28 protein-coding genes are annotated in these 26784 nt (G+C 41.9%); 23 read left to right on the top strand and 5 right to left on the bottom strand.

Features of this window, described 5'->3' with window-relative positions:
* Positions 1–126: 126 nt before the first annotated feature.
* From MUG84_RS18050 to MUG84_RS17995, 12 genes are all read left to right on the top strand, one after another.
* A complete protein-coding gene (locus MUG84_RS18050) occupies positions 127–321 on the top strand; it encodes an H-type small acid-soluble spore protein (RefSeq protein ID WP_244727288.1) in 195 nt (64 codons plus the stop codon).
* Between the two features lie 19 nt (positions 322–340).
* On the top strand, positions 341–514 hold the full coding sequence (locus tag MUG84_RS18045) for a hypothetical protein (RefSeq protein WP_244727286.1): 174 nt from the start codon (positions 341–343) through the stop codon (positions 512–514).
* A gap of 269 nt (positions 515–783) precedes the next feature.
* Positions 784–1245: a divergent PAP2 family protein gene (locus tag MUG84_RS18040; RefSeq protein WP_244727284.1), complete on the top strand. Its 462-nt coding sequence runs from the start codon at positions 784–786 to the stop codon at positions 1243–1245.
* Between the two features lie 291 nt (positions 1246–1536).
* A complete protein-coding gene (locus MUG84_RS18035; protein ID WP_244727281.1) occupies positions 1537–2823 on the top strand; it encodes a VTT domain-containing protein in 1287 nt (428 codons plus the stop codon).
* Positions 2824–2945: 122 nt separating this feature from the next.
* The gene (locus MUG84_RS18030) at positions 2946–6068 is read left to right on the top strand and encodes an efflux RND transporter permease subunit (protein WP_244727279.1); all 3123 of its coding nucleotides are present in this window, start codon (positions 2946–2948) and stop codon (positions 6066–6068) included.
* Between the two features lie 157 nt (positions 6069–6225).
* Positions 6226–7518: a bifunctional DedA family/phosphatase PAP2 family protein gene (locus MUG84_RS18025; protein ID WP_244727277.1), complete on the top strand. Its 1293-nt coding sequence runs from the start codon at positions 6226–6228 to the stop codon at positions 7516–7518.
* Between the two features lie 57 nt (positions 7519–7575).
* Positions 7576–8103 (top strand): RNA polymerase sigma factor, encoded by a 528-nt coding sequence (locus MUG84_RS18020; RefSeq protein WP_244727274.1) that lies wholly within the window; start codon positions 7576–7578, stop codon positions 8101–8103.
* Positions 8103–8588: an anti-sigma factor family protein gene (locus MUG84_RS18015; RefSeq protein ID WP_244727272.1), complete on the top strand. Its 486-nt coding sequence runs from the start codon at positions 8103–8105 to the stop codon at positions 8586–8588. The genes MUG84_RS18020 and MUG84_RS18015 overlap by 1 nt, the downstream gene beginning before the upstream one ends.
* A 13-nt stretch (positions 8589–8601) precedes the next feature.
* Positions 8602–9429 carry a hypothetical protein gene (locus MUG84_RS18010; RefSeq protein WP_244727270.1) on the top strand — a complete coding sequence of 276 codons (828 nt, stop codon included), beginning with the start codon at positions 8602–8604 and terminating at the stop codon, positions 9427–9429.
* A gap of 206 nt (positions 9430–9635) precedes the next feature.
* Positions 9636–10733, top strand: a complete 1098-nt coding sequence (locus MUG84_RS18005; protein ID WP_244727268.1) for a mandelate racemase/muconate lactonizing enzyme family protein — start codon at positions 9636–9638, stop codon at positions 10731–10733.
* Between the two features lie 103 nt (positions 10734–10836).
* Positions 10837–11523 (top strand): GntR family transcriptional regulator, encoded by a 687-nt coding sequence (locus tag MUG84_RS18000; RefSeq protein ID WP_244727265.1) that lies wholly within the window; start codon positions 10837–10839, stop codon positions 11521–11523.
* Positions 11524–11609: 86 nt separating this feature from the next.
* On the top strand, positions 11610–12200 hold the full coding sequence (locus MUG84_RS17995; RefSeq protein ID WP_244727602.1) for a DinB family protein: 591 nt from the start codon (positions 11610–11612) through the stop codon (positions 12198–12200).
* Between the two features lie 93 nt (positions 12201–12293).
* Here the strand turns inward: MUG84_RS17995 and MUG84_RS17990 are convergent, their stop codons facing one another.
* The 5 genes from MUG84_RS17990 to MUG84_RS17970 form a co-directional block, all read right to left on the bottom strand.
* Positions 12294–12521, bottom strand: a complete 228-nt coding sequence (locus tag MUG84_RS17990; RefSeq protein WP_280521388.1) for a DUF3955 domain-containing protein — start codon at positions 12519–12521, stop codon at positions 12294–12296.
* Positions 12522–12533: 12 nt separating this feature from the next.
* Entirely contained in the window at positions 12534–12746 is a 213-nt protein-coding gene (locus MUG84_RS17985; RefSeq protein ID WP_244727263.1) for a helix-turn-helix domain-containing protein, read from the bottom strand.
* A gap of 11 nt (positions 12747–12757) precedes the next feature.
* On the bottom strand, positions 12758–13237 hold the full coding sequence (locus tag MUG84_RS17980) for a DUF2975 domain-containing protein (RefSeq protein ID WP_244727261.1): 480 nt from the start codon (positions 13235–13237) through the stop codon (positions 12758–12760).
* Positions 13238–13445: 208 nt separating this feature from the next.
* On the bottom strand, positions 13446–14909 hold the full coding sequence (locus tag MUG84_RS17975) for an alkaline phosphatase family protein (protein WP_244727259.1): 1464 nt from the start codon (positions 14907–14909) through the stop codon (positions 13446–13448).
* Between the two features lie 316 nt (positions 14910–15225).
* Positions 15226–15615 (bottom strand): hypothetical protein, encoded by a 390-nt coding sequence (locus MUG84_RS17970; RefSeq protein ID WP_244727257.1) that lies wholly within the window; start codon positions 15613–15615, stop codon positions 15226–15228.
* A 282-nt stretch (positions 15616–15897) separates the two neighbouring features.
* On the opposite strand from MUG84_RS17970, the gene MUG84_RS17965 reads away from it, so the two are divergent.
* The 11 genes from MUG84_RS17965 (at position 15898) to MUG84_RS17915 (ending at position 26776) form a co-directional block, all read left to right on the top strand.
* The gene (locus MUG84_RS17965; protein WP_244727254.1) at positions 15898–16323 is read left to right on the top strand and encodes a MarR family winged helix-turn-helix transcriptional regulator; all 426 of its coding nucleotides are present in this window, start codon (positions 15898–15900) and stop codon (positions 16321–16323) included.
* A gap of 129 nt (positions 16324–16452) precedes the next feature.
* Entirely contained in the window at positions 16453–16806 is a 354-nt protein-coding gene (locus MUG84_RS17960) for a carboxymuconolactone decarboxylase family protein (RefSeq protein ID WP_244727252.1), read from the top strand.
* A 25-nt stretch (positions 16807–16831) separates the two neighbouring features.
* Positions 16832–18526, top strand: coding sequence for a dihydrolipoyl dehydrogenase (lpdA, locus tag MUG84_RS17955; RefSeq protein ID WP_244727250.1), 1695 nt, complete (start codon positions 16832–16834; stop codon positions 18524–18526).
* Positions 18519–19463, top strand: coding sequence for a lipoate--protein ligase (gene lplA, locus MUG84_RS17950; RefSeq protein WP_244727597.1), 945 nt, complete (start codon positions 18519–18521; stop codon positions 19461–19463). Before lpdA ends, lplA begins: the two co-directional genes overlap by 8 nt.
* A gap of 133 nt (positions 19464–19596) precedes the next feature.
* Positions 19597–20259: a GntR family transcriptional regulator gene (locus tag MUG84_RS17945; RefSeq protein ID WP_244727248.1), complete on the top strand. Its 663-nt coding sequence runs from the start codon at positions 19597–19599 to the stop codon at positions 20257–20259.
* 231 nt (positions 20260–20490) lie between these two features.
* Positions 20491–21408, top strand: a complete 918-nt coding sequence (locus MUG84_RS17940) for an MBL fold metallo-hydrolase (protein WP_244727246.1) — start codon at positions 20491–20493, stop codon at positions 21406–21408.
* A 63-nt stretch (positions 21409–21471) separates the two neighbouring features.
* Positions 21472–22128: an RraA family protein gene (locus MUG84_RS17935; RefSeq protein WP_244727244.1), complete on the top strand. Its 657-nt coding sequence runs from the start codon at positions 21472–21474 to the stop codon at positions 22126–22128.
* A 19-nt stretch (positions 22129–22147) separates the two neighbouring features.
* The gene (locus MUG84_RS17930) at positions 22148–23221 is read left to right on the top strand and encodes a mannonate dehydratase (RefSeq protein ID WP_244727242.1); all 1074 of its coding nucleotides are present in this window, start codon (positions 22148–22150) and stop codon (positions 23219–23221) included.
* 40 nt (positions 23222–23261) lie between these two features.
* A complete protein-coding gene (locus MUG84_RS17925) occupies positions 23262–24767 on the top strand; it encodes a sugar ABC transporter ATP-binding protein (protein WP_244727240.1) in 1506 nt (501 codons plus the stop codon).
* Positions 24754–25749, top strand: a complete 996-nt coding sequence (locus MUG84_RS17920) for an ABC transporter permease (RefSeq protein WP_244727238.1) — start codon at positions 24754–24756, stop codon at positions 25747–25749. Before MUG84_RS17925 ends, MUG84_RS17920 begins: the two co-directional genes overlap by 14 nt.
* Positions 25742–26776, top strand: coding sequence for a sugar ABC transporter substrate-binding protein (locus tag MUG84_RS17915; RefSeq protein WP_244727235.1), 1035 nt, complete (start codon positions 25742–25744; stop codon positions 26774–26776). The genes MUG84_RS17920 and MUG84_RS17915 overlap by 8 nt, the downstream gene beginning before the upstream one ends.
* Positions 26777–26784: the final 8 nt, after the last annotated feature.

Below are 26784 nucleotides of genomic sequence, written 5' to 3'. Positions count from 1 at the left end.
TTAAAACATACAAAGCATGCCGCTTACCGGCATGCTTTTTTTGCGTTGGTACGAAATGTGCATAACAGATATTTACTTCGAGCATAGTAAAGACGAAACTCTACTCAGTAAGGGAGGTCTTTTTGCATGAATGTTCAAAGAGCACAAGAAATTGCGTCCTCTCCCGTAATGGCGAATGTGCTGTGCTATGGGATACCGATCTATATACAGCATGTGAATGAGCAGAGTGAGACGGCACGCATTTACGCGCTGAATAAACCTGAAGAAGAGCGGGAAGTACCTCTGTACTCGTTAACAGAAGAAGAACAGGCATTGGATTAAGAAGGAGGCAGAACCCAGAATGGAAAAGAATAAAGAGAAAGAGATCGAAGCGGACCGTTTGAATTTTCATGACGTTACGGATGATGTGGTTGGACGAGAACCTGCCACGACGGATGTCGATGATGCAGTCGCAGCGATGACCTCACATATCAATAAATACGACGTACCGGATGAGTTGGAGGAAAAAGAGTAAATGACAGAGGCACGCACAGGAAACCTGCTGCGTGCTTTTTATAGTGCGCCACGCATGGTGATTAACTTGGCGGTGAAAGTCCGCTGTGGGGGCTAGTGGCCAACCACTAGCCAAGGGCAAGGGTGTCCATCGCGAGGAAGCGGAAGGGTTATGAATCTCGTTAGTAGACATTAACCTACCTAGTAGCGTGAAGAGCCAATTTAGATCACTTGCTCAAAAGCTATGAACCCTCTGAAAAATCCTAGAATAAGAGAAAGGAGCATAATCATTTGGACATTTTCATTAATTATCCACTTATCGCAGCGTTAACATCTATACTTCTTGCACAATTCATTAAAGTACCTTTACATTTTGTGAAAAATCGTTCATGGAATTTTGGGCTTGCGTTTAGTACCGGAGGAATGCCTAGCTCACATTCAGCTGCCGTTACTTCCCTTTCGACAGCTGTTGGCATTTATAGCGGAATATCTTCGGTTCCTTTCGCTATTGCTGTGCTCTTCAGTGCAATAATCATGTTCGATGCGGCTGGTGTACGTCGCTATGCAGGAGAGCATGCAGTAATACTCAATCGTTTTATCGAGGAATTTCAACATCTATTTCAAGAACAACCAGGTAATCAGAAAATCAAAGTGTTAAAAGAACTGCTTGGTCACCGCCCAATTGAAGTAATCGTCGGTGGTATATTAGGCATCGGAATAAGTCTTGTTTTGTATGCAATTTATTATCGTTGAATCACATAAGAGTGTAGGAAAGAGGAGATAGTATGGATAATTATTTCAAATGATTAATCAGTTAGCGGGTGTTTATACGTCTATAAATCCCGTAATGCGCTTTTAATATCCATCTGATGTTGTAGCTGGAGCATTGATTGGCGTTATGTCAGCGGTAATGGTACATCGCCTATTTGCTCGATGGTCTTTTGCTCAGAAGTGCACGAATTCTGGGATTGGCGTTTATGAAAATGTGGAACAAAAAATTTTAAAAAAAAGATTTAAGCTCAGCAGATTAGGAGGAAGGTGGTTATGCTCGATTGGATCATGCAGTGGATAGATCTGCACGGATATCTCGTTTTATTTTTTGTTCCCATGCTGGAGCTGCTTTTTCTACCGGTTTCCGCGGAATTTGTTATGGGGTATGGAGGTTTTCTTGTTTTTCAAGGGAAATTAAATTGGTTGATCAGTATTTTGGTTGCGGCTACAGGTAGTGCGATCGGCACGACCCTTGCTTATTGGATCGGTTATAAATTGGGTACACCCTTTTTTGAAAAATACGGATCTCGCATCCATATGGGACCTGAACGATTTAATAAGGTTTCTAAGTGGTTTCAGAGATACGGAAACAAGGTCATTACCATTAATTATTTCATTACGGGGGTCCGGCATATTACAGGGTATTTTTCAGGTATTACACGGATTCCATTTCGAACGTATATACTTTATGCATACATCGGGGCTTTCCTGTGGGCTGCTACGTTCGTTTCTTTCGGTAAGCTCCTCGGGCCGCAATGGGAACAATATCAGACCCAAATAAATAAATACGTGGCAGTTATAACCGTTATGATCGTAGTAGTGTTTGTTTTGTCTTTCCTTTATAACATGTATAAGGTTAACATCATTGAATTCTTAAAAAAATCATTCAAAAAAGGCGAAGAGATCTTTCATTCCCCGCGCCGTGTAAAAATTTTGATTGTCGTCACGTTCGCAGTCTTTTTATCGCTATTCGTTTTTATGCTCGGTTTAATTCAAGATTTTTTGGCCAAAGAATTTGGGGACTTCGATTTCGTGACCTCGTATATTATTCATGCGATGTTTGATGAAAGCTGGTCGTCATTAATGAATGACTTCGCATTCTTGGCTTCTTTACAGGTTTTGGTGCCCATTGTCGTATTGACACTGTTGTGGATAATCTTTAAAGGGAAAGATCAAATTCTAGAAACCATTTTTATGCTAATTGTCGTTATCGGTGGAGAAGTATGGGAAGAAGTTTTACGGCGTTTCTTTCATCGAGCAGGACATGTAACATCAAGTGGTCAAGTACAATATACATTTCCAAGCGAGCAAACTTTTATTACACTCATTGTGCTTGGTTTTTGTGCTTTTATATTGGTGCGACACGTTAAAAGCACATGGATTCGATATGCGGTTTCCTTGATTGTAATAGTTGTTTGTTTACTTGTAGGTATAAGTCTTATATTTTTTGAAGTGCAGTATCCAAGTGACGTTGCTGCAGGATACGTATTCGGCGGCGTTTGGCTCAGCTTAAATGTGGTTTTGTTAGAGATTTTCCGCTTTTTTAAAACAACAGAATGAACTTTTCAACTTAATCGAATGTCTTTATTATCGAGGCGCCCCAAAAAAAAGTTTTTTTCACAATGAACAATTTGACCTATGACAGAGTCTTTTCTTTTATACACTGGAGAGGAGACTAATCAATGAAGAGAATGATAGAATCTGTCATGCAGCGCGCAACAATCATAATTGTTTGTGTTGTGCTCATTTTAGGATGGGGAGCATATTCTGCTTTTCAAATGCAAAGAGAATATATGCCGAGTATTAACAACTCAACCCTGATGGTGTCGCTACGAGCGTCATCGTATCAAGCGGACCAAATTAGGCGAGACATTACAGCTCCGCTTGAGGACGCGATCCGTAAATCGGGCGGGTTTACGAATCTAGAGACGACTTCCTATGATGGCGGACTCTTGATGAATATTTACTATCCTATGGATTATGATATGGGGAAAGCAGAGAGCGACCTCAAACAACAATTGAATGATGTCTCATTGCCGGATGGAGTCAGCAAGCCTACTGTTACTAGACTGACATCAAGTACTTTTCCTATACTAAGCTACAGTCTGACTGCCAATAGTGATCAAATAGACGACCTGACCCTTCAATCCACAGTACAATCGGATATCGTAAAACAAATCAAATCCGTGCCTGGTGTCGCCGATGTTCAGACTGTTGGTGGCTCAAACAGGGGCTATGTGATTGTGCTCAATATGAAAGATCTTGCGGCTAACAACATTACAATGGACGATTTTAATAAATCCATTGCCAAAGAAGTGCCCAGCCTGCAAGGAAACATTGCCAATGTGAAGGGTTCTTTCCCAATCAGGGTGGAAGGTTGGGATCTAACTGAACAACAGCTGAACAATTTGACCATCACTAATAAAGACGGGAACAGCGTACCATTATCAGCCGTTGCAACGGTTTCTCAATCACTTACAGATGTGAAGACTGTCTCACGGACGAATGGTGAACCAAATGTTCTCGTCAATGTCATCAAGACGCCTGACGCCTCAATTACGGATGTTTCTCATCAAGTAAAGGAACGGGTTGCGAACATTGCCCCTGTGAAAAATGGCGATGTATCGATGACGTTATTAACCGATCGGGCGCATGATCTGAACGAGTCCTTAATGGGACTTGTTCGCGAAGGATTGCTTGGCTGCTTGTTCTCCATGATTTGCGTCTTGTTCTTCTTCCGTAATGTGCGATCTACCTTGTTGATTGCCGTATCGCTGCCCATATCACTGCTCGCAACAACAGCGATACTTAAGTCGATGGGCGTGACCCTAAACATTCTAACCATTTCCGGTCTCATCGTAGCGATGGGGCGGATCGTAGACGATTCGATTGTAATCATGGACAACATGTATAAACGAGTTCAGGAAAACGAGGATAAACCAGTGCTGCATGTATTATCCTCTTCTGTAGTGGAAATGCTGCCGGCCATTTTTGCATCCACCGCGACGACTATTGCCGTCTATATTCCGATTACTCTCGTTGGAGGCATTGTCAGCGCATCGTATTCCGGATTTGCCTGGTCCGTTGTCATTGCGATTACGGTATCGTTCCTGGTCGCAATGCTCGTCATTCCGACATTTACATTTTTGGGATGGAGAAAACCGAGTACCGAATCTGTAACGCTTGAGCCATTGATGAAGCCTATTCTTCTATCGGCACTGAAGCACAAAAAAACAGTCATAAGTATTTCGCTCGTTATTTTTATCATCTCTGCTGTGGTTGCCACACAGTTCTCGTTCAGTTTGCTGCCAAGCCAAAAGAGTGGACAAGTTGCCATAAAGGTCGAGCTCCCTAAAGGAACACCTTTGTCAGAGGTAGATAAAGAAGTACACAAGGTAGAAGATGTGCTGAAGAAAAATGAAAACATTGATTCCTTCTCTTCCACATTTGGTTCTTCATTTACCCCGCAGGCAGATGATGTCTTTGACCAAGGTGGCGGATATATTCAACAGCCTAACGTTGCTAACTTGTCCGTTACATTGAAAAATAAAAAGGACGTTGATGCGTTCATTCCAGCACTGCAATCTGAGTTGTCACAATTTTCGGATCAAGCGGCCATTACGGTCTCGAACCAGAACATTTCAGGTGACGATTCAACGATTAAAATTATGCTTAGTGGTGCGGATGGTCAAACATTGGAGAATACCGCTCAGCAGGTGCGTACAGAACTGGCTGATATACCAGGCCTAAGTGTCGCAGGAAAAACGGACCTGACAAGCGGTAATCCTAAGTATGCTGTCACAATAGACAAGGAAAAAGTTGCAAAAGCCGGAGTGAAACCGGATGATATCAATAAGGTTTTAAGCCGGTATATGGCTAAAGGCAAGGATTTTGATATCTCAACATCGACAGGAACAGGTACGATTCCAGTGGATGTATATATTGACCCTATCCAAAAAGGAGTTAACTCAAATTCCAAGTCTCTGCCAGTATATACACCAGAACAAGTGATGTCCTCGCTTGCGGCGGAAACACTTACCGGCAGCAACGGCCAAACGTACCGTTTGGATCAGTTGGCAACCATTCATAAAAGTGATGCCGTATCTACCATTCAAGAACGTGACGGTCAGCCATTCACGGTTGTATCTGCGCAGATCGTCTCCAATGAAGTAAGTAAAGTATCGAATGCAGTCGACCAGACATTGAAAAACACCCCGCTTCCAAATGGAGTTACGTATTCACTAGGGGGTATTACGCAGCAAGTTTCACAGATGATTGTTGAAATGACAGTTGCAGTACTCATATCGATCCTGCTTGTTGTGCTAATCATTGGCTTTGTCTTCAAAGGCTGGAAAGCGCCATTTGCCGTAATGATCAGTATTCCGCTTGCTTTGTCCGGTGTAGTTCTCGCTCTATACGCGATCCACGGGGAGTGGAATCTCGCTGCGCTCATTGGGGTATTAATGCTTACGGGTATCGTGGTTACAAACGGAATTGTATTGATTGATAAAATCGAGCGTAATCGCCGTGAGGGACTTGATCTGCGGGAAGCTGTGGTACAGGGCAGTCTGTCCCGTGTTCGGCCAATCTTTATGACCGCAGGAACAACAGTGCTTACCTTGATTCCGCTGGCTTTGTCCCATAGCACGGATACGGTTATTTCTCAAGTGCTGGGCATTGTTGTAATAGGCGGTATGGTGACTTCTACACTCAACAGTTTTGTGGTCATTCCGATCATATATGAATGGATGAACCGGAAAGAAAAACATCCTGTTGATACCGTGATGAAAAGCAAAACGGTCTGATTAAACTTTGTAACCTATTGCTTGTTTAGATTGTATTAGCGAGTGCCGGTCAATACAATCGGCATTCGCTTTTCTTACTTTTTTAAATATTCATCATAAGTATTAAATGGATTTAATTATGTTTTTCGAGCAAACTACTGGTAAAGGAGGATATTCAATGGATTTGACATCTTGGCTTGAGCATTATGGATATATCGTAATTTTTCTTTCCTTACTCCTTGAAATGCTTGCTTTGCCGATTCCCGGTGAAGTGATGATGAGCTATACCGGTTTACTCGTTTTTGAAGGGAAATTGAACGGAACGCTTAGCATCGTGATAGCGAGTGCGGGCGTCTCGGCTGGTGTAACACTATCATACTGGATTGGTTACTTTGTAGGTAAGACACTCGTAACGAAGTATGGTCATTATATTCATTTGGGAGATAAACAACTGGCGAAATTGACCACATGGTTTGAGAAATATGGAAATAAACTGTTGTTTGTTGTATATTTCATCCCTGGTGTAAGACATTTCACTGGATACTTTTGCGGACTCACCCATATGCCATTCAGGAAATATGCAATGTATGCATATCCGGGTGCGATTTTTTGGGTCAGTGTGTTCATAACACTGGGCAGGGTGCTTGGACCAAAGTGGGAACTTTATCATGATACTGTGAACCACTATTTGATTATTTTTGGAGTTGCCTCCGTAGTATTGACATTATTGGTATATGTTTATCGGAATCATCGAAAACGTATAGCAGGATTTATTATGAATTTACTAACCAAAGGGTTAGACTATTTTAATTCACTGGGCAAAGTCAGATCCCTAGTTCTGGCTTCGTTTGCGGCCTTTGTGATGTTCGTTTCATTGATGCTTGGACTCATTCAGGATTTTTTTGCAAAGGAATTTAATCTATTCGACGAGATCACTTCCTATATCGTCCACGTAGTATTCGGACCCGAGTGGCATGATCCGATGAACTATTTTTCAAAACTAGGTTCGATCTATTTCTATGGACCGCTAATTGTTCTGACAGCGATATGGGTTATAAAGAAAGCTCGCGATCAATGGTTGGAGTTATCATTCCTATTCTGGGTCGTCATTGGAGGAGAACTGCTCGATGATGGGCTTCGTATGCTTTTCCATCGCCCGGGTCCGGTTGTTTCGGGATTTCGATTCCTTAATACATTCCCAAGTGAAGATACACTTACAGCGATCACGGTTTGGGGATTTTCTGCTTTTTTACTGCTCCGTCATTACAGCAAGAGGAGATTACAAATTCCAGTTATTCTGACTGTCATACTGATATGCCTTCTTGTGGGCATTAGTCGGATCTATTTCAACGTGCAATTTCCTAGTGATGTTGCCGCAGGTTATGTGTTCGGCGGGGTATGGATAAGCCTTAATATCATTTTGCTCGAGGTTCTCAGGGTACTTCAAAGAAGCAAAGAGATTCGGACATAAAGAGACCCACAGAAGATGATAAAGAATGCTTCCTTATCGTAGGAGTGAAAACGAGTAGTGAACGAGGAATTGTACCAGATTATTCACCGAGCCAAACATGGTGATCGTGAAGCGTTTGCTGATCTCGTCAGACGCTATAAAGGCCTTGTATTTCGATATGCGATGGGTATGTTGAACGATCGTATGGATGCAGAGGATGCATCACAAGAAGCATTCGTCAAAGCATTCTTTTCATTATCAAATTTGGACAACGAATACGCTTTTTCATCGTGGTTATTTCGCATTGTTTCTAACCTTTGCAAAGATCGTTTGAAAAAAATCACAAAAGAACGTATGTTAGTTCGTGAGGTGAATGAAACAATCGTGGATACAAACTTTTCCGATCCTTTGGAGAGGCTGTCTATTGAGGAAGGAATAAGCAGACTTTCTGTCGAACACCGGGAAGTCATATTGTTACATGACATAGAGGGGTTCCGCTATGAAGAAATCGCCGATATGATTGAAGTCCCCCTAGGTACAATAAAATCACGACTATTCGCAGCACGAATGGCATTACGAAAACAACTGCGAGGGGAGGATAAATAATGACCATTCATCCTGAAGATCAACTTTCAGCTTATATTGATAACGAGTTAAGCGAATATGAAAAAAAGCAAGTGGAAAATCACATCGCTACATGCGATTCATGTCAGGCACTTATGAATGAACTTATAGCCATGCAAAGTGACCTTAAGCAAGCATTTTACTCGATCCAAGAACCGGCCGATCTCGAAGATCGAGTTCTACAGTCGATTGAAATAGAGAAAGAATCGGTGGGATTCATAAAGGGGTGGCTTCTCATTCCTTTTCTTGCTGTATTGGTAATTTGCATCATCTTTTTCAGCATCGGTGGCTTTTTAATCAAGCTGATCCATGGAAGCTTTACCTTATTGACTGCTATGGTGTATATGATCTCGCATTTCATTTCAAGCTTACCGGTCTTTAGTGGTGTGACGGTCGTTCTTTCTCTAACTATCCTTACATTATCGATTTACACACTAAGACGGATGTTTCAAACCACAACCAGTTGAAGGGATGAAAACATTGAGAAAGCTTTTATACACTGTATTCTGTTTTTTACTTATGATGATCCTCATCCCGGGTATTGCCTCAGCGAAGAGTATTTTCGAGCATCAAAATACGACTGTTCCAGTAGGACAAACAGTTAATGATGTGTACGTGGTCGGAGGTGATGCCGAGGTATCCGGTAACGTAACCGGTATCGTTGTTGTCATTAATGGCAATTTACATCTTGGAAGTAAGGCAGTTGTTAATGGTGTCGTTGTAGTGATCGGGGGAGATGTGAAGCAAGACCCTGGTGCCGTGTTAGGTGATGATATTTATAATTTTTCTCTAGACAATGCGACACAAAACAGCCTCCTGATCGGAGGCGGTCTGATGCTGGGCTTAAGGTTGTTACAGCTGGTTGGAAGTCTTTTATTGATTCTCATACCAGTGCTAATTAGAGTTATGGGCAGACAGAAAATAGCAACTTTTATTGATCAGTATCACCACGTGTCAATGGGACGTTTGCTATTTGCTGGTTTCCTTAGCGGATTGGTTATCACGGCCCTGTGTACATTGCTGCTCATATCGGTTATTGGCATTCCCATTTTAATTCCTATACTTCTTATGATCGTCGGAGCGGTTACTTTAGGTATTACCATTGTGAGCTCCCGTCTTGGCGGCATGTTCAATGTTCCAGTACAAAAGTCCGAGTGGATGAAAGTTACGATCGGAGCGGTTATTCTAACAGGACTCGTGAATATTCCTTTTGTAGGATGGATTGTCTTGACGCTGCTTATCTTGATATCCTTCGGTATTAGTACACAGTGGCTTGTAGGCAAACTCCAAAAGAAGCCGAGGGCCTAAACGTGAAGAAATGATGTACCTGATGGTAGAAAAGCTAAAAAATGAGCGAGAACGAGGTCACTGGAAATTTCAGTTGGCCTTGTTCTTTTTTTGTTTGGATGCTCCTGTCTGTTCATTGGGATGCAAACGCTTTATTGCCAAACCTCAAGAGCAGATATATAATATAAATCATACATGATATATGAAATAATAAGGAGAGAGATCCGATGAAAATTACGAAAGTGGAGAGCTTTATTTTGCATGTCCCCATTACCCCGCCGATTACGGATGCGATCAATGTTGCGACGCATTGGGGATTATCCGGCGTAAGAATCTTCACGGATGAGAATATCGTTGGCTACGGATATACAGGAACCTGTGCTGAAGGCGATCACATGATTGTCGATACGATTGACCGGTATTATGCTCCCATTTTGCTCGGGAAAGATCCATTCATGGTCAAACAGCTTTGGGATGAAATGCGTTTTGGCAAGATGCATTGGGTTGGCAGGGCGGGAATTGCACATATGGCATTAGCTGCCGTGGATATCGCCCTCTGGGATATTATGTCGAAGGCAGCGGGGAGGCCGCTTTGGCAATACCTTGGCGGACATAAAGACAAGCAAATCAAGGCCTATAACACCAACGGCGGCTGGCTGAATTGGAGCAAGGAAAAGCTGCTGCAGGATGTAACATCCATCGTTGAGGAAGGTTTTACCGGTGTAAAAATCAAGGTGGGCAAGCCTGACCCACGAGAGGATTATGACCGGGTGAAAGCGGTTCGGAAGGCAATTGGTGACGATGTTATTTTTATGATCGATGTTAACCAGCAATGGAATATCAATACCGCTATGACATGGGGAAAACGGCTCGAAGAATTCGATTTGTTCTGGCTCGAGGAGCCACTTAATCCGGATGACATCATGGGGCATAAGAAGCTGGCGGATGCACTAAATGTGCCGATTGCCCTTGGGGAACATGTCTATACCAAGTTCGCATTCCGGGATTACATCCATAGCGGGGCCGTCGAATACGTGCAAGCCGATGTGACGAGACTCGCCGGTATTACGGAATGGCTGCAGGTGGCCGGACTCGCCGCTTCATACAACCTGCCGATTTGCCCGCACGTGGGCGACATGGGGCAAATTCATCAGCATCTCGTCGCCTCAACACAGGATGCCATCATGCTCGAATACATTCCATGGATCCGGGATATCTTTGTCGAGCCGGCAACGGTTAGGAATGGTTTTTACGTATTGCCGCAAATGCCCGGTGCATCTACTGAAATAAGACCCGATTGCTTCGAAAAATACCGTATTCGCTAAAATGTGTGACGGAAGCTGTCCGTTTACCAACCGAATGGTGGGATCAATTGAATTCATTACATCGTACATGATATATTAATGTAAAAAGCATGGTGATCATTGAATGGGCAGCAAGTTAAGCCGAAATAATTTGACGGATGAAATTTACCAGATTGTCAAAGAAGATATTTTATCGCATCGATTTGCAGCTGGTGAAAAAATCAATATTGATCAATTGGCCCGCGATCTGGAAGTAAGCAATATTCCGATTCGCGAGGCGCTTTCCAGATTGCAATCTGAAGGATATTTGCATACTGTGCCTTTTAAAGGCATGTTCGTTAACCAGATGACCGTTCAGGAGTTGAACGAAATCTATGAGATCAGATTGTATCTTGAACCTCAGGCTGTGAAAAAAGCGGCACTAAACATACCTGACAGCAAACTCGAATGGCTTCATGAAACGATGGCATCCCTGAATTCCGATCAGTCATCCCGGGAGAACCCTGGGCTGGAAGCGATCAAGAAAATGAATGCTTCCATCCATGGCGTTATTCTTGAGTATTGTGATAATGCAAATTTAAAAAATCTAATCAAAAATTACATCGAGCAAATCCAAAGATATTTAACTTTTATTAAATTGAACCTGGATGTTGACAATACAAACGCGGAATGGTCGGAGCATAATGCTATTTTACAAAAACTGCTGCTAAGGGACTCGGGCGGCGCTGCCGAAGCGATGGCTGATCATATAAAAAAATCCCATGAACGAAACAAAATGCATTTCGCAAGCATGAGCAGCGGTAAGAATTGAGTTGGTTTAACCACATGGCAGGAATTGCATGTGGTTTTGATCTTTTAAAGTGAAATGAAAAGAAATGAAAGGGAATGAATCTAGCGATGAAATCTGAAAGTATGGCACAGCATTTTCACACATTATTTCAGCAGAGAAGTCAATTCACGCTCCAATTACACTCACTGTCACAAGAACAACTATGGGATCGAAAAGAAGAGGGAAAATGGTCTATTGGAGAGCATGTATATCATCTATATTTGATAATGAGAATGCTTAAAGTCACGACTAAATGGTCTTTCGTGCTTATTCCATATGCCAAAATGAAAAGAAATAAGCCATTCGCAACGGAAATACATGATATTTATGTGGAATTTAAAGAAAAAAAAGGAAGAGGGATGAGAGCCCCTTGGATTTTAGAACCACCAAATAAGATCCGTTATGCTATGAATGCGCGAGAATTAGAACAATTACTGTTGAACGAGACTAATGAAATGAAAGCATTAGTTGAAAATATGGAAGAAGACATTGCGGGACACATTGTGTTTTTGGATCCGATCGCTCATTATCCTAATCTCATTCAGTCCATTCAGATTCTGGTTATACACGAGAAACACCATTTTACGATAATTGAAAAAAACTATAACATGGTGTTTGAATCTAATACGAAGATTAATACATATCATCAAAGCTCTTAATCATATAAAAAAGCCGACAATGTCAGCACAGAGGCTTTGTCGGCGTTTGAATTTCATTTTAATTTGGGATCGAACAGCATATATAATCAAGGTTTATTTTATGATTTTGCTTTTTTTAATGGTTGAAATGATGGCTACAAATAGGAGTGAAATGATGCCTCCAAAAAACAGTAGATAGCCAATTGGGATCATGAAAAAATAGGGCTCAATCAATCTTCCATCAGCTGCTACACTTGAACCACCCATTCCTGCGATGATAAAACAAATGACAGCTAACAAGATGGGAGTAGAAGCTAATACGTATTTTTTATTTATTTTCATATCATAGTCTCCTTATTCAGATTCATTTTTATATTCTAAAATGTCCCCGGGTTGACACTCTAAAACCTCGCATATCTTCTCTAAAGTTGAGAATTTAATCGCTTTAGCCTTACCATTTTTCAATACTGATACGTTTGCCATTGTAATCCCAATTTTCTCTGACAGTTCTGTAACACTCATTTTTCTCTTAGCCAACATGACATCCAGATTTACTATGATCGCCATCGCTCAATACCTCATATCGTCAAATCGTTATCTTGCTTCATTTCACTGGCTTCTCTGACCAAGTTCGAAAGTAAGGAAGTAAATATGGAAATAATGACTGCAAAGAAAAGGATTAATAACAGAACGCTCAGGATATAAGAGTAATTACTGCCATTAACAAAAAGATAGAGTAGAGCACCGATGTACAAAACACCTTCAATCATGGATAACACACTGATGACTTTCAATCTTTCCGCATTTTTCAATGTGAAAGCTTGGCCAGCGCCAATACACGAACATATTTGCCATCCAAGAAATAAGGAGATAAAGAATGGAATACCTGTAATCCATATGAATACAACAAAAGGATGGTATAGGTTCTTCAGACTTTCTGAATCGAGCAGCATTCTCTTTCCAAATTCAGGGGCCAAATAACTACAAAATAACAGCCCAAATATTCCACAAAAAACAATTATCAACTTTAACCACGTTGATAATTCTTTATGCTTCATAAACAATTACCTCCTAACTAAGATACCTGTATTATGAACAATAACATCCTGTATGTCAATTAAAATATATCGTAAAACGATAATTTTAGATTGTTTCTCATGATTTTGATTCTTGCGAGGTAAAAGAAGGCCACCTAAGTTTAGGCGACCTCTTTTTGAAGTATACACTTTTGAGATTTTACTTTGGAATCAGAGGGGGGGAACAGCCCTATCCTTTCAAAATCTGAAGGAAATATGATTTTAAATCGACGATCCGTAGGGACTCTGGTTTACGGTCGGTTCCGGCAATAATAAGCGGAATGAGCGACTCTATTTGACTTATGCCGCCGTGTCCTGCGCCTATGTGGGTAGGTGAGCTTCCATATTTCAGTTCATATCCGGGCTTTACGGTGATCACCATATATTCACCATCATGTGAATTTAAGGCTGAATACAATCGCTGTAGAACATCGGAATAATGTCCGTATTCCAATGTGGACTTTTGTGTATCGATGTGTAAATCCAACACTTCCGGGTTTTCGGCTAATGTCCATGATTGTTTATATGGATCGACCATATTTCCTTGCGATCGATAGGCGAATTCTTTGGATGATCCTGCTCGTACAACGCGAATCCATTCATTATCTTTCCAAGCCAGGACATCAAATCTCTGATCAGCTTTCAGGGTATTCGCTATTTGTTCAAATGAATATTGAGGAGTTAGCTTATATAGGTAAGCCATCCTGTCATTTATTGCAAGAATAATCTCGGTTTGATCCGTAACGTCGGCTCCCGGCGGTAAAACGTGATATCCCTTTAAGGATTGGGTTATGTCAATCACCGGTTGTTGATCTGCGGGGACGACATGAGCCATACCGTTATCCCCCAAAATGATGATGACGGCTTTTTTCAAAGCCTCCTCCCAAGAACCAAATGTCTGCAGTAATGACTGGATTTGTTGATCTGAGCGGATAACACCTTCCAAATCCTCAGGTCCCTTTTTATGTATCTTGACGTCCAGATCGGGAAAATAGACATATAGAAAATCAGGTAATTGATTGTTCTGAATGAGATACTTCACCATTTCGAGAGAATATTCATTATTTAAGCCAAATCGGTTGAATAGGCTGACAGCAGGCATAGGTTTTATCCCTTCCAAAGGGTTCGAGAAAGCACCATACGCCAATAAATCGGGTCCTTTTACGTTGAGGCTTTTGGGTAATGCGGTAGGCATATGAATCCAAAGCGGAAAAGTCAGCTCGTGATCTGAGCTTCCACGGTAAACCAAAGCATTGATGGAACCCGATGTCAGCCCCATTTGGGCCAATTCTTCAAAGATGGTTGGAGTTTGTGGATTCAAGTGTTTTTCGTTCAAACGAATCAGTGCGTCACCCAGAAATTGATTGATCCCATTCCTGCATACTTCCAGAATTCCGGTACCATAATTAATGATTTTCTTATCTTGTGTAGAGTACCAGACCAATCCCGGTACGCGGTGTTGATCCGGAAATGTTCCAGTCAGCAGGGTACAATCGATCGAGACGGACATTGTCGGAAAAGAGGTGACGACATTTTTATAGTATTGACCGTGTTCGATCAAGAACTGAAAGGCGGGAAGTTTTTGCTGCTCGATTCCCTTATCAATCGCATGACTCATTAAAGTATCGACACAAATGAAGATAATTTTTTGCAACTTTTCCACCTGCCAATCTTTTTTGCCAGTTTTGGATCTGAGTACATTATTTGCTGTCAGCATCCAAATTATTCGGTTGTACAGGGATGATTTCAGTGGAGGAGAATTAATAATTTCAAAACCTGTGGGAGCTTTTATTTGTACAATTTAAGTGGAACTATATGTGCCGCAACTGATGATTGTAAAAAAGGACTTCCCCCGACAGAAAGTTTGGCATCTTTTGCCAAGACCGTTCTGATTGAGGGAAAGTCCTTTTGAATGCCTAAGAATGTAGTGTTTATTGGTAAGCGTCTCTGACTATATTATGTACCTCCTGTTAACCGAAGGAAGTGAAGACGCTCTGTTCGACGATATCCTTGAGTTCTTCCTTGTAAGCGGCATATTGCTCAGCGGTAATGCTTCCACTGTACAGGCGGTCATCCAGCTGCTGTGTAAGCTGTGCCATTTGCAGTTCAATGACATTCGCGATGTCTCCGCCTTGATCGGCTGCAATGTCATGTAGGGATTTGCCTTCCTGCAGGGAATTATACAGCTCCTCGTCGGATGATTGATTGAGTGCTTCCAGCAGGTCATCATTTTCCGTAGTGTCAGAGGGGGAGAACTTCACTACCGGACTTGCGCTTGCAATGGAGCCTTTAAACGCGGTTCCTCCGAAGGAAATAACTACTACCATCGTTCCAATAATCATTATTCGCCTTATGTTCATGGTTAAAAATCCTCTTTTCTAGTTTTTTGGTGCCGTCATGCGCGTAAAGTTTACGGGATGTGATTGTTTCAACTTGAAGTCATTGTAAACAGCAAACCTGAGAGGAACCTTAATTGTTCTTTAAGATAATCTAAATATTGGGATAGGGAAGCACTTTTGTTAAACACGATCCAAGTTTTCTGGAGAAGGTGTTGTAAAGCGGGTGATTTACATTATATGTTATAGTTAGAATGGAACAAGCAAAATAATTAACTTGAAAACAATAAGGAAGGGATGTCACCTGTGTTTAATCTAAACGATTGTATTGGATTCATTACAAATACAGCCTCCAAAAAAATAGTCGACGCATTTAACGTACGATTACAAGAACATCAAATAACTAGAGTAAAATGGATTGCCTTGTTTTTTATTGGTGAAGTCAATAATATCTCTCAGAAAGAATTAGCTCAAAGGATGAATGCTAATGAATCATCTATAGCCAGACTTCTTGAACGGATGGAAAAAGACGATTTATGCATAAGAACAAGAGATACATCGGATCGTAGAATTATTAGAATTAGCCTAACTTCAAAGGGAGAGCAATTAAGAGCTGAGCTATTGCCATTAGGACAAATTTTTCATGAGGATGCCACGAAAGGGATTTCTCCGTCGGAATTGGATATTTTCAAAAATGTGTTAGAAAAAATGGTATCTAATTTAACAAAATAAAGCTTCACAAAGTAACCATGGGTAGGGGAAGTCGATTATTTTCGTTTAATACTTTACATTGCAACCAATGCAGTGTAAACTAATATCAGAACAAGTGAATCAATTCACAAACATAAGGAGCTGGTAAAAATGAAGAAAGATGTCAGACAAATGTTGAATGATTTTACGGGTGGCTTGCAAGAATTGTCTGGAACGAATCCGGAGAGCGTAAATGCATTTATGAATTTGCTCGGAACCAACTATGCGGATGGCGCCCTTGATACTAAAACGAAAGAGTTAATCAGTGTAGGGATTGCCGCTTATAACCGTTGCGAATACTGCATTGTTTTCCACGTATATAAAGCATTGGAAGCAGGCGCAACCCGTGCACAGATCATAGAAGCGGCTATGGTTGCCGTTGCATTTGGCGGCGGGCCAAGCATGGCTTATTCTGTAACTTTGCTCAAGGATTCCATCGATGAGTTTGAAAAAGACTTTAAATGATCTTATACGTACGGAGGCAATCATCATGATTATTAAGTTAGAGCAGCTAACAGGGCATGAAAAAAAGGCCAAAATCGGAAAGCTCAATGTTGCCGAAGGAGATCAGGTACAAGTAGGTCAAGCATTACTTCAGATGGAAAGTAAAAAAGGGAATTCTCCTTTGTTATCCAAATTCAAATGTACGATAGATAAGGTGCTGGTCGAGGAAGGTCACGAAATTGAAATCGGGCAAAGCCTGTTTGAAGTCACTGCAGAAGAGTCCGTACAGGCCAAACCCAAACTGGACTATTTTGGCGGGCTTTTAAGCGGTAAAAAGGAAGAGGTTAAAACCGAACTGCTTATTATCGGTGCTGGTCCAGGAGGATATGTCGCAGCCCTATATGCAGCCAAAAAAGGAATCCAAACCGTTCTTGTGGAAAAGGACTCCATGGGCGGAACTTGTCTGAATGTAGGCTGTATCCCGACCAAGGCCTTAATCAAGTCCTCCGAGGTTTTCCATCAATTGATGAATGCCGATGATTTCGGACTAGCCGTCAAAGAAGTGGAACTCGATATGGCGAAGGTGATTGATAAGAAGGATGAGATCAAAGGCACTTTGGTATCAGGAATAGAATACCTTCTCAGCAAGAATAAAATTAGAGTCATAAAGGGAACGGCTTCCTTTCTGAACGACAACCAGGTGTTGGTGAAGAACGGAAAAGATGAATACACCATAGAAAGTAAGCACGCGTTGATTGCTACAGGTTCAAAAATCTCTGACATTCATCTGCCTGGTATAGATCATGATTTTGTAATGAACAGTACATCCGCTCTTGAATACAAGGAAAATATCAGCTCAGTCACGATTATCGGTGGCGGTGTAATCGGTATGGAGTTTGCGTTCTTATATTCTAATTTCGGAATTCAGGTCAATGTTCTAGAATTCTGCGACAGGCTGCTGACGATGGTAGATAAGGATGTCTCGGAGGAGATTGCTAATATTGCCGTTGAACGAGGGATCGGTGTTTATACGGGCGCTAAGGTTACTAGAATTGAGAAAGACCAGACGGGAAAAGCTATCGTTATTTTTGAACAAGATGGCACCGAAAAGTTCATTTCGAGTGAAAAGGTTTTGGTGGCGATTGGCAGAACGCCGAATATTGAGGGTCTGGATATTGAAAAAACAGGAATTGAATTGAATGACAATGGAAAAGGCATTGCAGTAGATGAACATTTGAGAACTTCAGTTGATCATATTTATGCTATCGGAGACGTAACCAACCGCATTCAACTGGCACATGTGGCTTCACATGAAGGAATAGCAGCAGTGGATCATATTTTGGGTATCGACGCTCATGTTGATTATGGGATGGTGCCCAATGTAATCTTTACATCGCCTGAAATCGCTGCAATTGGATTGAATGAAGACCAGGCTAAGCTAGTGGGTAAGAATATTCAGGTGAGCAAATTTCCTTTCCAGGCCAATGGAAAAGCATTAACGATGAGAGAAGCAAGGGGATTCATCAAATTGGTTAAAGACCTGGACAGCGGCAAGATGATTGGCGCCTCAATCATAGGTCCTGAAGCTTCTGCCTTAATCAGCACATTAACGTTAATGATCAACTCCAATATAAGCGAGAGTGAAATTGCGCATACTATTTTTGCCCATCCTACGACGGGGGAAGTTATTCACGAGGCAGTATTAGGTTTGAGTATAGGGGCTTTGCATTGTGATGAATAGAATTGTTGTTTCTGAGGAGCATGATCCTTATTACAATTTGGCACTGGAAGAAGATTTGCTAAAGAACGTTCGCCAGGATGAGGTAATACTGTACCTATGGCAGAACGAAAAAACCGTCGTTATTGGCAGAAATCAAAACCCTTATCTTGAATGTGATGTCTCAGAATTGACTGCAAGGGGGATCCACTTGGCAAGACGGATCTCAGGTGGAGGAGCCGTTTATCATGACTTAGGAAATTTGAACTTCACCTTCATTTATAATGAGAGCAATAAAAATTTGGAAAAGCAGTTGAACGTGATTAAGAAGGCCGTTGAAACCTTTGGAGTTGCAGTTGAGCTGTCAGGTAGAAATGATTTGACAATACAGGGCCAAAAATTTTCCGGACATGCATTTTATGCGGAGAGCGGTAATGAATTTCATCATGGGACATTAATGGTAGATGTGGAATTGAGCCAATTAGCCAAAGTGCTGAAGCCCTCCAAGCTAAAAATGGAAGCTAAAGGGATCACTTCTGTGAAGAGCAGAGTTGTTAATTTGAAAAAACTCAATCCTTCTTTTTCTGTAGATAAATTGATAGAATTGTTAACGATCTATTTTACAGAAGCCTATGGAGAGACTTGCAAGCCGCTAATATATAATAGTAAAAACTATACACCTACAAATTTGAATAAGTACAATGATCCCAAGTGGATATATGGTGAGAGTCCAAAATATGATGTAATACTGGAGAGAAAAACATCTCTTGGCATTATTCAAGTTTTACTTAATGTAGAGAATGGTCTGATCAAAACGATAAAAATCCATACAGACAGCCTTATCACTATTTCTTTTGATCAAATAGAGGTGCAATGGATCGGCATGGATTTTAATCATCTCCACGAAGATAAGTTATTTAATGAAATTGAAGACTTGCTCAAAATCTTTAGAGACCTATAATCTTCTGATTGTAGGTTTCTTCTTTTATAAATCGCTTTAAGTTCAAATTGTCATTGACAAAATTTACAAGCCCAGATATCATCAGAATTGTGAAGTGTAACATGTTACAGACATTACAGGAGAATTCGTACATATGATGAAGTTTACTCAAATTGACAATTTATTAACGGCGGATCGAGTGTATAAAGAACTTAAAAATGCAATTTTAAAACGAATGTTGGCACCTGGTCAAAAGCTGGATATATTCGAATTGGCAGAACAATTTAATGTTAGTAGAACCCCAGTGAAAGAAGCTTTTAACCGCTTGCGTCTTGAAGGATTAGTCGTGATCAAGCCGCGCAAAGGAACTTACGTGGCAGAAATCGATTTGCATAAGATCATTGAAGTCCTTGATGCTCGTATCGTATTCGAGACATGGGCAGCGAAAATTGGAGTTTCGAATGCAGCACAAGAGGATTTTCAGATTTTGCAAACATTGTGCCAACAGATGGATAAACATTACAACGATAAGCCTTTTGATTTCATGAGCTTCAATGAACTGGATATCCAATTTCACTATCATATTGTGAAGATGGGTCAAAATCAGTGCATGCTAGACTTATATAAAGGACTGAACGCGCATAGAATTACTGAACGAGCTTATTATGAAATCGCTTATGAAAAGGCGAAATCTAGTCATCATGATCATCTTGCGATTGTCGAGGCATTCGAGAATAGAGATGTGGACCGTGTTCTCGAAATGATAACCAATCACATTATTGCTGGAAAAGAAGGCTTGCTTCGTTTACAGAAATAATGATCTTGTAGGGAACGCATATGCTTCAAGGAAAAAAGCTCAAGTCGCAGGCGGTTCCATTGTAAACACCTCCTCTGTGCAAGCGTTTTCATCACAAAAAGGAGTCCTGGCATATGCGGCGGTGGTTCAATTCCTGTCGATGGCGGGTTACTGGCAAAATTGGGCGTAGATTAAAATTTTTCGAATCAGTAACATGTTACATATTACAATTCGTTAGAGAGGATGTTAAGGATGAAAATCAATGAAAAGATATTTGCTACGAAAATCATGCTTAGTGACACCATCCCTTTGTATACCTATCTTGTCAAAGGGAAAGACTTTTCCGTTCTGATAGATTCGGGCATTTCCTCCATGTTTCAAGATATTGTGGGGATGGTTGAAGAATCCCATTCGACAAATGTCAGAATTCTCTTTAATACCCATCCGCATGCTGACCATATCGGAAGTAACAAGAATCTCAAAACAAAGTATGACCTACTGGTTGCAGCGCCAATTGGATCTGAACGCTGGATCGAAGATATGGAGTATCATTACGAGCAATTTTGTCTACCTTTTCCGGAAATATTGCCTCATTCGGATGACACCAAGCAAGAAATTCTCGGATTAATGGACGGGGGCTCCAAAGTTGATCTATCGGTATCTGAGGGATTAACGATCACATTGGATCCCAAAACACAGCTCACAACGTTCACATTTCCGGGGCATATGCTTTACGAAATCGGATTTATTGAACACAGTACCAATACGCTTATCTTGGGTGATGCCATAACCGTATATGAAGCGGGATTTTTTCCGGGACATTTAAGTCCAAGACAGTACAGGGCTACGCTCAAGAAACTGGCCGATCTGAATCGAGAGCATCATTTTACCCAAGTGCTTACAGCTCATTTTGAACCGACGGATGCTGAAGGGCTGAATTATTTATTACATAAGATTCATTATTTGATTGATGAAATTGATTGGACCATTCATCAAATACTAGTAGACGCTGGCGAACCGCTCTCTCTTGAACCAATTTGGAAATCGGTATGTGATCGAATGGGTAGAATCTACGAGTTCCGAGGACTTGCGATGGTGCATGCACATTTGAAAGAAGCTGTTCAAGATGGGAGAATCCTTCAAGCTGGCGACTTGTATATGGTAAATTGATATCCTTGGAAAAAAGAATTATGGTATGAATCCAGTACACGAAGATAGGGAGAGGTGGAAGCTATGAACAGGGATCATGATTATTTTGACGAGCTTACGAAGAATTTGAACTCATCGGTTATTTCGGATATATTGGACGACTTTGGGTATCGGAATCAAACGTTAAATAGTTCAATCCGTCCGCTTGAACGACGAATGAAAGCTGTTGGCCGTGCGTACCCTGTGCTTGCTGTCGATGTCTTCGAGACGCTGGAGCAGCCTTATGATGGGTTAATTGATTCTCTTGATGCCATCCTGCCGGGTGATATCTATGTGGTAAGTCTTCCTTCAGGTAGATCCGCCGTTTGGGGTGAACTGGTGTCTAATGCCGCCATTGCCCGTGGGGGACGAGGGGCTATTGTGGATGGATACATCCGCGATACGGATAAAATTGAATTGCTCGAATTCCCCGTATTCTCTTCTGGCTATATTCCACGCGACAGCAAGGGCAGAAACATTATTTTGCAGCATAGAGTGCCGATTGAATGCGGCGGTATAATGATTCAGCCGAATGATCTTATGTTTTGCGATTTTGACGGTATCGTCATCATTCCTCAATATTTGGAAGATAAAGTAATAACTGAAGCGTTGAAGAAAGTGTCCAGTGAGAATAAAGTAAGGGATGCCATCAGAGGCGGTATGTCGGTCAGAGAAGCTTTTGATACCTTTGGCGTTCTGTAAAGCGGGAGGAATCATGGTTATGAAATTAGGGATAGGTCTTTATCGCCACATGCTGACCAGAGAGAATTATCGCTTTGCCAAACAAGCGGGATGCACACACATTATAGCTCACCTTGTTGATTATTTTCCTACGATGTCCAAGGATGGTATTCCAGCAACCGATGCAACTAACAATTGGGGTATAACATCTGGAAATATGGAAGATTGGTCTTATGAATCTCTGAGAAAATTGAAAGATGAGATCAATGAAGAGGGACTTGAATTATATGCGATCGAAAACTTCGATCCTGCCCACTGGCATGACGTGCTGTTGAACGGTCCTCGCCGAGATGAACAGATAGAATTATTGAAGTCGATCATTCGCAATGTCGGTAAGGCAGGCATCCCTGTCATGGGCTACAATTTCAGCTTAGCTGGTGTATGGGGACATACGAAGGGGGAATTTGCTAGAGGAGGAGCGGTTTCCGTCGGTTTTACGCCAAGTAATGCAAATGATCAGACGCCAATCCCTCAAGGTGAAGTATGGAACATGACTTATGATCCGCAAGCGCCAGAAGGCACCATGCCGCAAATCTCCGAGGGTGAGCTTTGGGAACGATATACTTATTTTCTAAAAGAGCTGGTTCCTGTAGCTGAAGAAACCGGAGTTCGCTTGGCTGCACACCCAGATGATCCTCCAATGCCGCAGCTTCGGGGAACCCCTCGCCTGGTATATCAACCTCATTTATTTCAAAAAATGCTGGATTCGGTGCCGAGTCATGCGAATGCATTAGATTTTTGCATGGGGACCGTCCAGGAAATGTCAGAAGGGAATCTCTACGAGACGATAGATCAACTTACGAAACAAAATAAAATCTGCTATGTCCATTTCCGGAATGTGATCGGGAAAGTACCTGAATACAGAGAAGTATTTGTCGATGAAGGCGATATTGATATGATCAAGGCGCTTCGCATTTACAAGAAGAATAATTTCGATGGCGTGTTTATTCCGGACCATACCCCCCAGATCTCTTGCAATGCCCCATGGCATGCCGGTATGGCTTATGCACTCGGCTATATGAAAGCGGCGCTATCTATTGTAAATAACGAATAAGGCATTAGAGGCGATCCGTTTGATAATGGAGGGAGAAGGCGTGGCGAAATACCTGCTCGAAATGACCAATATTCGCAAAAGCTACCCTGGAGTTCAAGCGCTAAAAGGTGCAAGCCTTTTCATCAAGCCTGGGGAGATTCATTGCCTCATGGGGGAGAACGGGGCAGGCAAATCGACGCTGATCAAATTGCTTGCGGGCGCTGATTTATTGGATGACGGGGAGATTGTCTTTGATGGTGTTCGTGCGAATATAAGAAAGCCTTATGATGCACGGAAATTGGGGATCAGCTTTATTTTCCAAGAACTCAGTGTGATTAATATGCTTACAGTAGAAGAAAACATGACGCTCGGCAATGAGTATGCCAGATTCGGCGTGATTGGACGTAAACGAAATGCGGAAAAGACGGATCAAATACTGAAAGAGCTTCATATCAAGCTAAACGCTCATCAATTAGTGAGGGATCTTAGCGTATCACAAAAACAAATGATGCTAATCTCTAAAGCGCTTTCAGAGAGAGCGAAGCTGATCGTTATGGATGAACCAACCGCGTCGCTTACGGATGCGGAGTCGAAAGAGCTATTCAAAATGATGCTCGCATTAAAAGAGAAAGGAATTTCGTTTCTGTTAGTTTCACATCGATTTGAAGATATTTTCACGGTCGGGGATCGGATAACGGTACTTCGAGATGGGGAAAACACCGGGGTTGTGCAGGTCAGTGAAACCGATAAAGGCGAGATTATTAAGCTCATGGTAGGCAGGGAATTGAATGAAACATTTCCTGTATCGGATAAAGTGATCGGTGAAGAAGTGTTGAAGGTGGAACATGTTTACGCCGCGGAATTGCTTAAAGACGTTAGTTTTGTGCTCAAGCAAGGACAAATCCTTGGTGTGTCAGGCCTTGCAGGTGCAGGTAAGACGGAGCTGGCGCGGACGTTATTTGGAGATAACAAAATTATTAAAGGAGAAATCTTTTACAAAGGCAAACGTGTTAAACCGATGAATACGCCGGAGGAAGCGATCAAACTTGGCATTGCCCTGCTCCCTGAAGAAAGGCGCTCGCAAGGAATCGTAGGCGTGATGACAGTTCGTGAAAATATTTCTCTATCAAGCAGCCAATTGATTTCAAGGTGGAAGGTCATTCAGCGAAAAAAAGATAAAGAGTTAGCAGATAAGGCGATCAGCCGCTATAAAATAAAAACGCCAAGCAGTGAGCAGCAAATTCAGTATTTAAGCGGCGGCAATCAGCAAAAGGCGATTTTCTCCAAATGGATCAACACGGATGCGGACGTCATTCTTCTTGATGAACCTACACGTGGGATCGATATCGGAGCCAAAAAAGAAATTTATGAAATTATGAACCAGTTAGCCAAAGAAGGCAAGGCCATTATGATGTTTTCTTCGGAATTGCCGGAGCTGCTCGGCATGTGTGATGAGATTATGGTGTTACGAGAAGGCAGGGTAGTTGACATTTTACCGAAGCGAGAAGCCACACAGGAAAAAATCATGGAGTTGTCTGTTGGAGGTGTAACGCATGAAGTTCAATAACACCAAAAGTTTGCAGCAGTTCATTTTGCTTGGCATATTGATTTTGTTTTCACTGGTCATGGCGTTGTTATCCGAGGATTTTTTCACCGTCACGAATATAACGAATTTGATTAGACAGCAGTCTATGGTAGCGATCGCTGCTGCCGGCGCGACATTCATCATGATTACATGCGGACTTGATATTTCTGTAGGCAGTACTCTGGCGCTGTCGGGCGTCGTATTTGCTCTATTGGTTCAGGGAGGCATACCTATACTTTTGGCAGCAATTTTGGCGGTTGTATCCGGAGGAATTATCGGATCGTTAAATGCAGCCATGATTGTTGGAGCGAAAATAAACCCTGTCATTGCCACACTCGGTACGATGTATGCGGTACGTGGAATCGCGTATCTCCTTGCAGATGGGCAGGCTGTCGTCAATGGACTTCCGCTGGAATTCATGAACTTGGGAAGGGGGTATATCGGATTTCTGCCTATTCCTGTCCTTATTTTGTTGATCATTTACGTTGTTTTCGGTTTCATTCTAAGCAAAACCTTGCTTGGCAAATATACCTATGCCATTGGAGGAAATATCGAAACAGCGAGATTATCCGGCATTCCTGTTAAAAAAGTGATGTTTTCCTTGTATGTCATTGTTGGATTGTTAACAGGTCTTAGCGGGGTCATCATGGCATCTAGATTAAACTCAGGCAATCCGCAGATCGGTCAGGGGTTCGAATTTGATGTTATCATTGCCGTTTTCCTTGGCGGGGTTAGTGTAAAAGGCGGAGAAGGCTCTTTAACAGGCACGCTCATCGGGACAATGATCGTTGGTGTTCTTTCCAATGGACTCAACCTTTTGGGTGTCAATGCATTCTATCAATACATCATTAAGGGTGTTGTACTTGTCCTTGCGGTCATGGTTGATATGACACTAAAAGGGAACGGTATCAATTTTAAAGGGTTATTGAAAAATGTCCAAAGGGGAGGAAGCGTGAATGGTTAATGTTCGTAAATTTGTTGCACTGACGTTGATATTGTTACTAACGGCAGCGATTGCAGCAGGATGCGGTGAAACCAAGACCGCCGGTGGGGACAATACCAAAAAGAAACTGAAGATCGGTGTCATTTATTTAACCGCGGAACATCCGTACTATCAAGCACATGCCAAACAAACGCAAGCATATGCCAAAGAAAAGGGCATTGAATTGGTCGAACTGGACGGGAAAGCAGACCAAGCCAACATGACAACGCAGATGGAAAATCTGATCGCCCAAAAGGTTGATGGAATTATCTATGCTTTGCTTGAACCGAAAGCTGCATCCGCAGATATCAATGAAGCGCAGCAAGCAGGCATTCCGGTCGCGACTTTTGCCATTAAACACGATCCCGCCATTGCCAAGGCACCATTTGTCGGCATACCGGAATCAGATGCTGGAGCATTAGGAGGCGAAGAGGCAGCTAAAACCTTCCAGAAGAAGTTCCCGGATAAAGCGCCTGTACTTTGCTTGATTGATAGCATTGGCATTAAACCTGTGAACGATCGAATTGACGGCTTCGTTAAAGGCTTTCAAAAAGTGCTTCCTAACGCCAAGATTGCAGGCAGATTGGACGGTAAATCGAAGAAAGATGTTGCTTTGAATGTCACGGAGGATTTCCTGCAAAAGAACTCGGACGCCAATGTATTCTATGGCGGTAATGGCGATATGTCACTTGGAGCTTTAGCGGCGTTGGAAGCGCGTGGAAGAGGAACCTCTGCAACTGAGCTTGTTGTCAGCCATGACGGCTCAGAGCCTGAGGTCCTCAAAATTATGGATCCAAACAGCGCCTTGAAGCTGGCCGTAGCCAATAAACCAAAGGAGCTCGCACGAGCGACTGTGGATACGCTTCTTGAGATCATCAATGGAAAGAGAGAGATGACGAACACAGACGATATATTGGTTAATGCTGCACTGATTAATGGAGATAACTTGGCGGAATCACAAACCTTTTTAAAAGATGAGTATTTCTCGAATTTACAGCTTCAGAAATAGTTGATCGT

Source organism: Paenibacillus mangrovi, from assembly GCF_022898935.1.
GTDB lineage: Bacteria > Bacillota > Bacilli > Paenibacillales > Paenibacillaceae > Paenibacillus_AQ > Paenibacillus_AQ mangrovi.
This window is presented reverse-complemented; position numbering and strand designations above follow the sequence as displayed.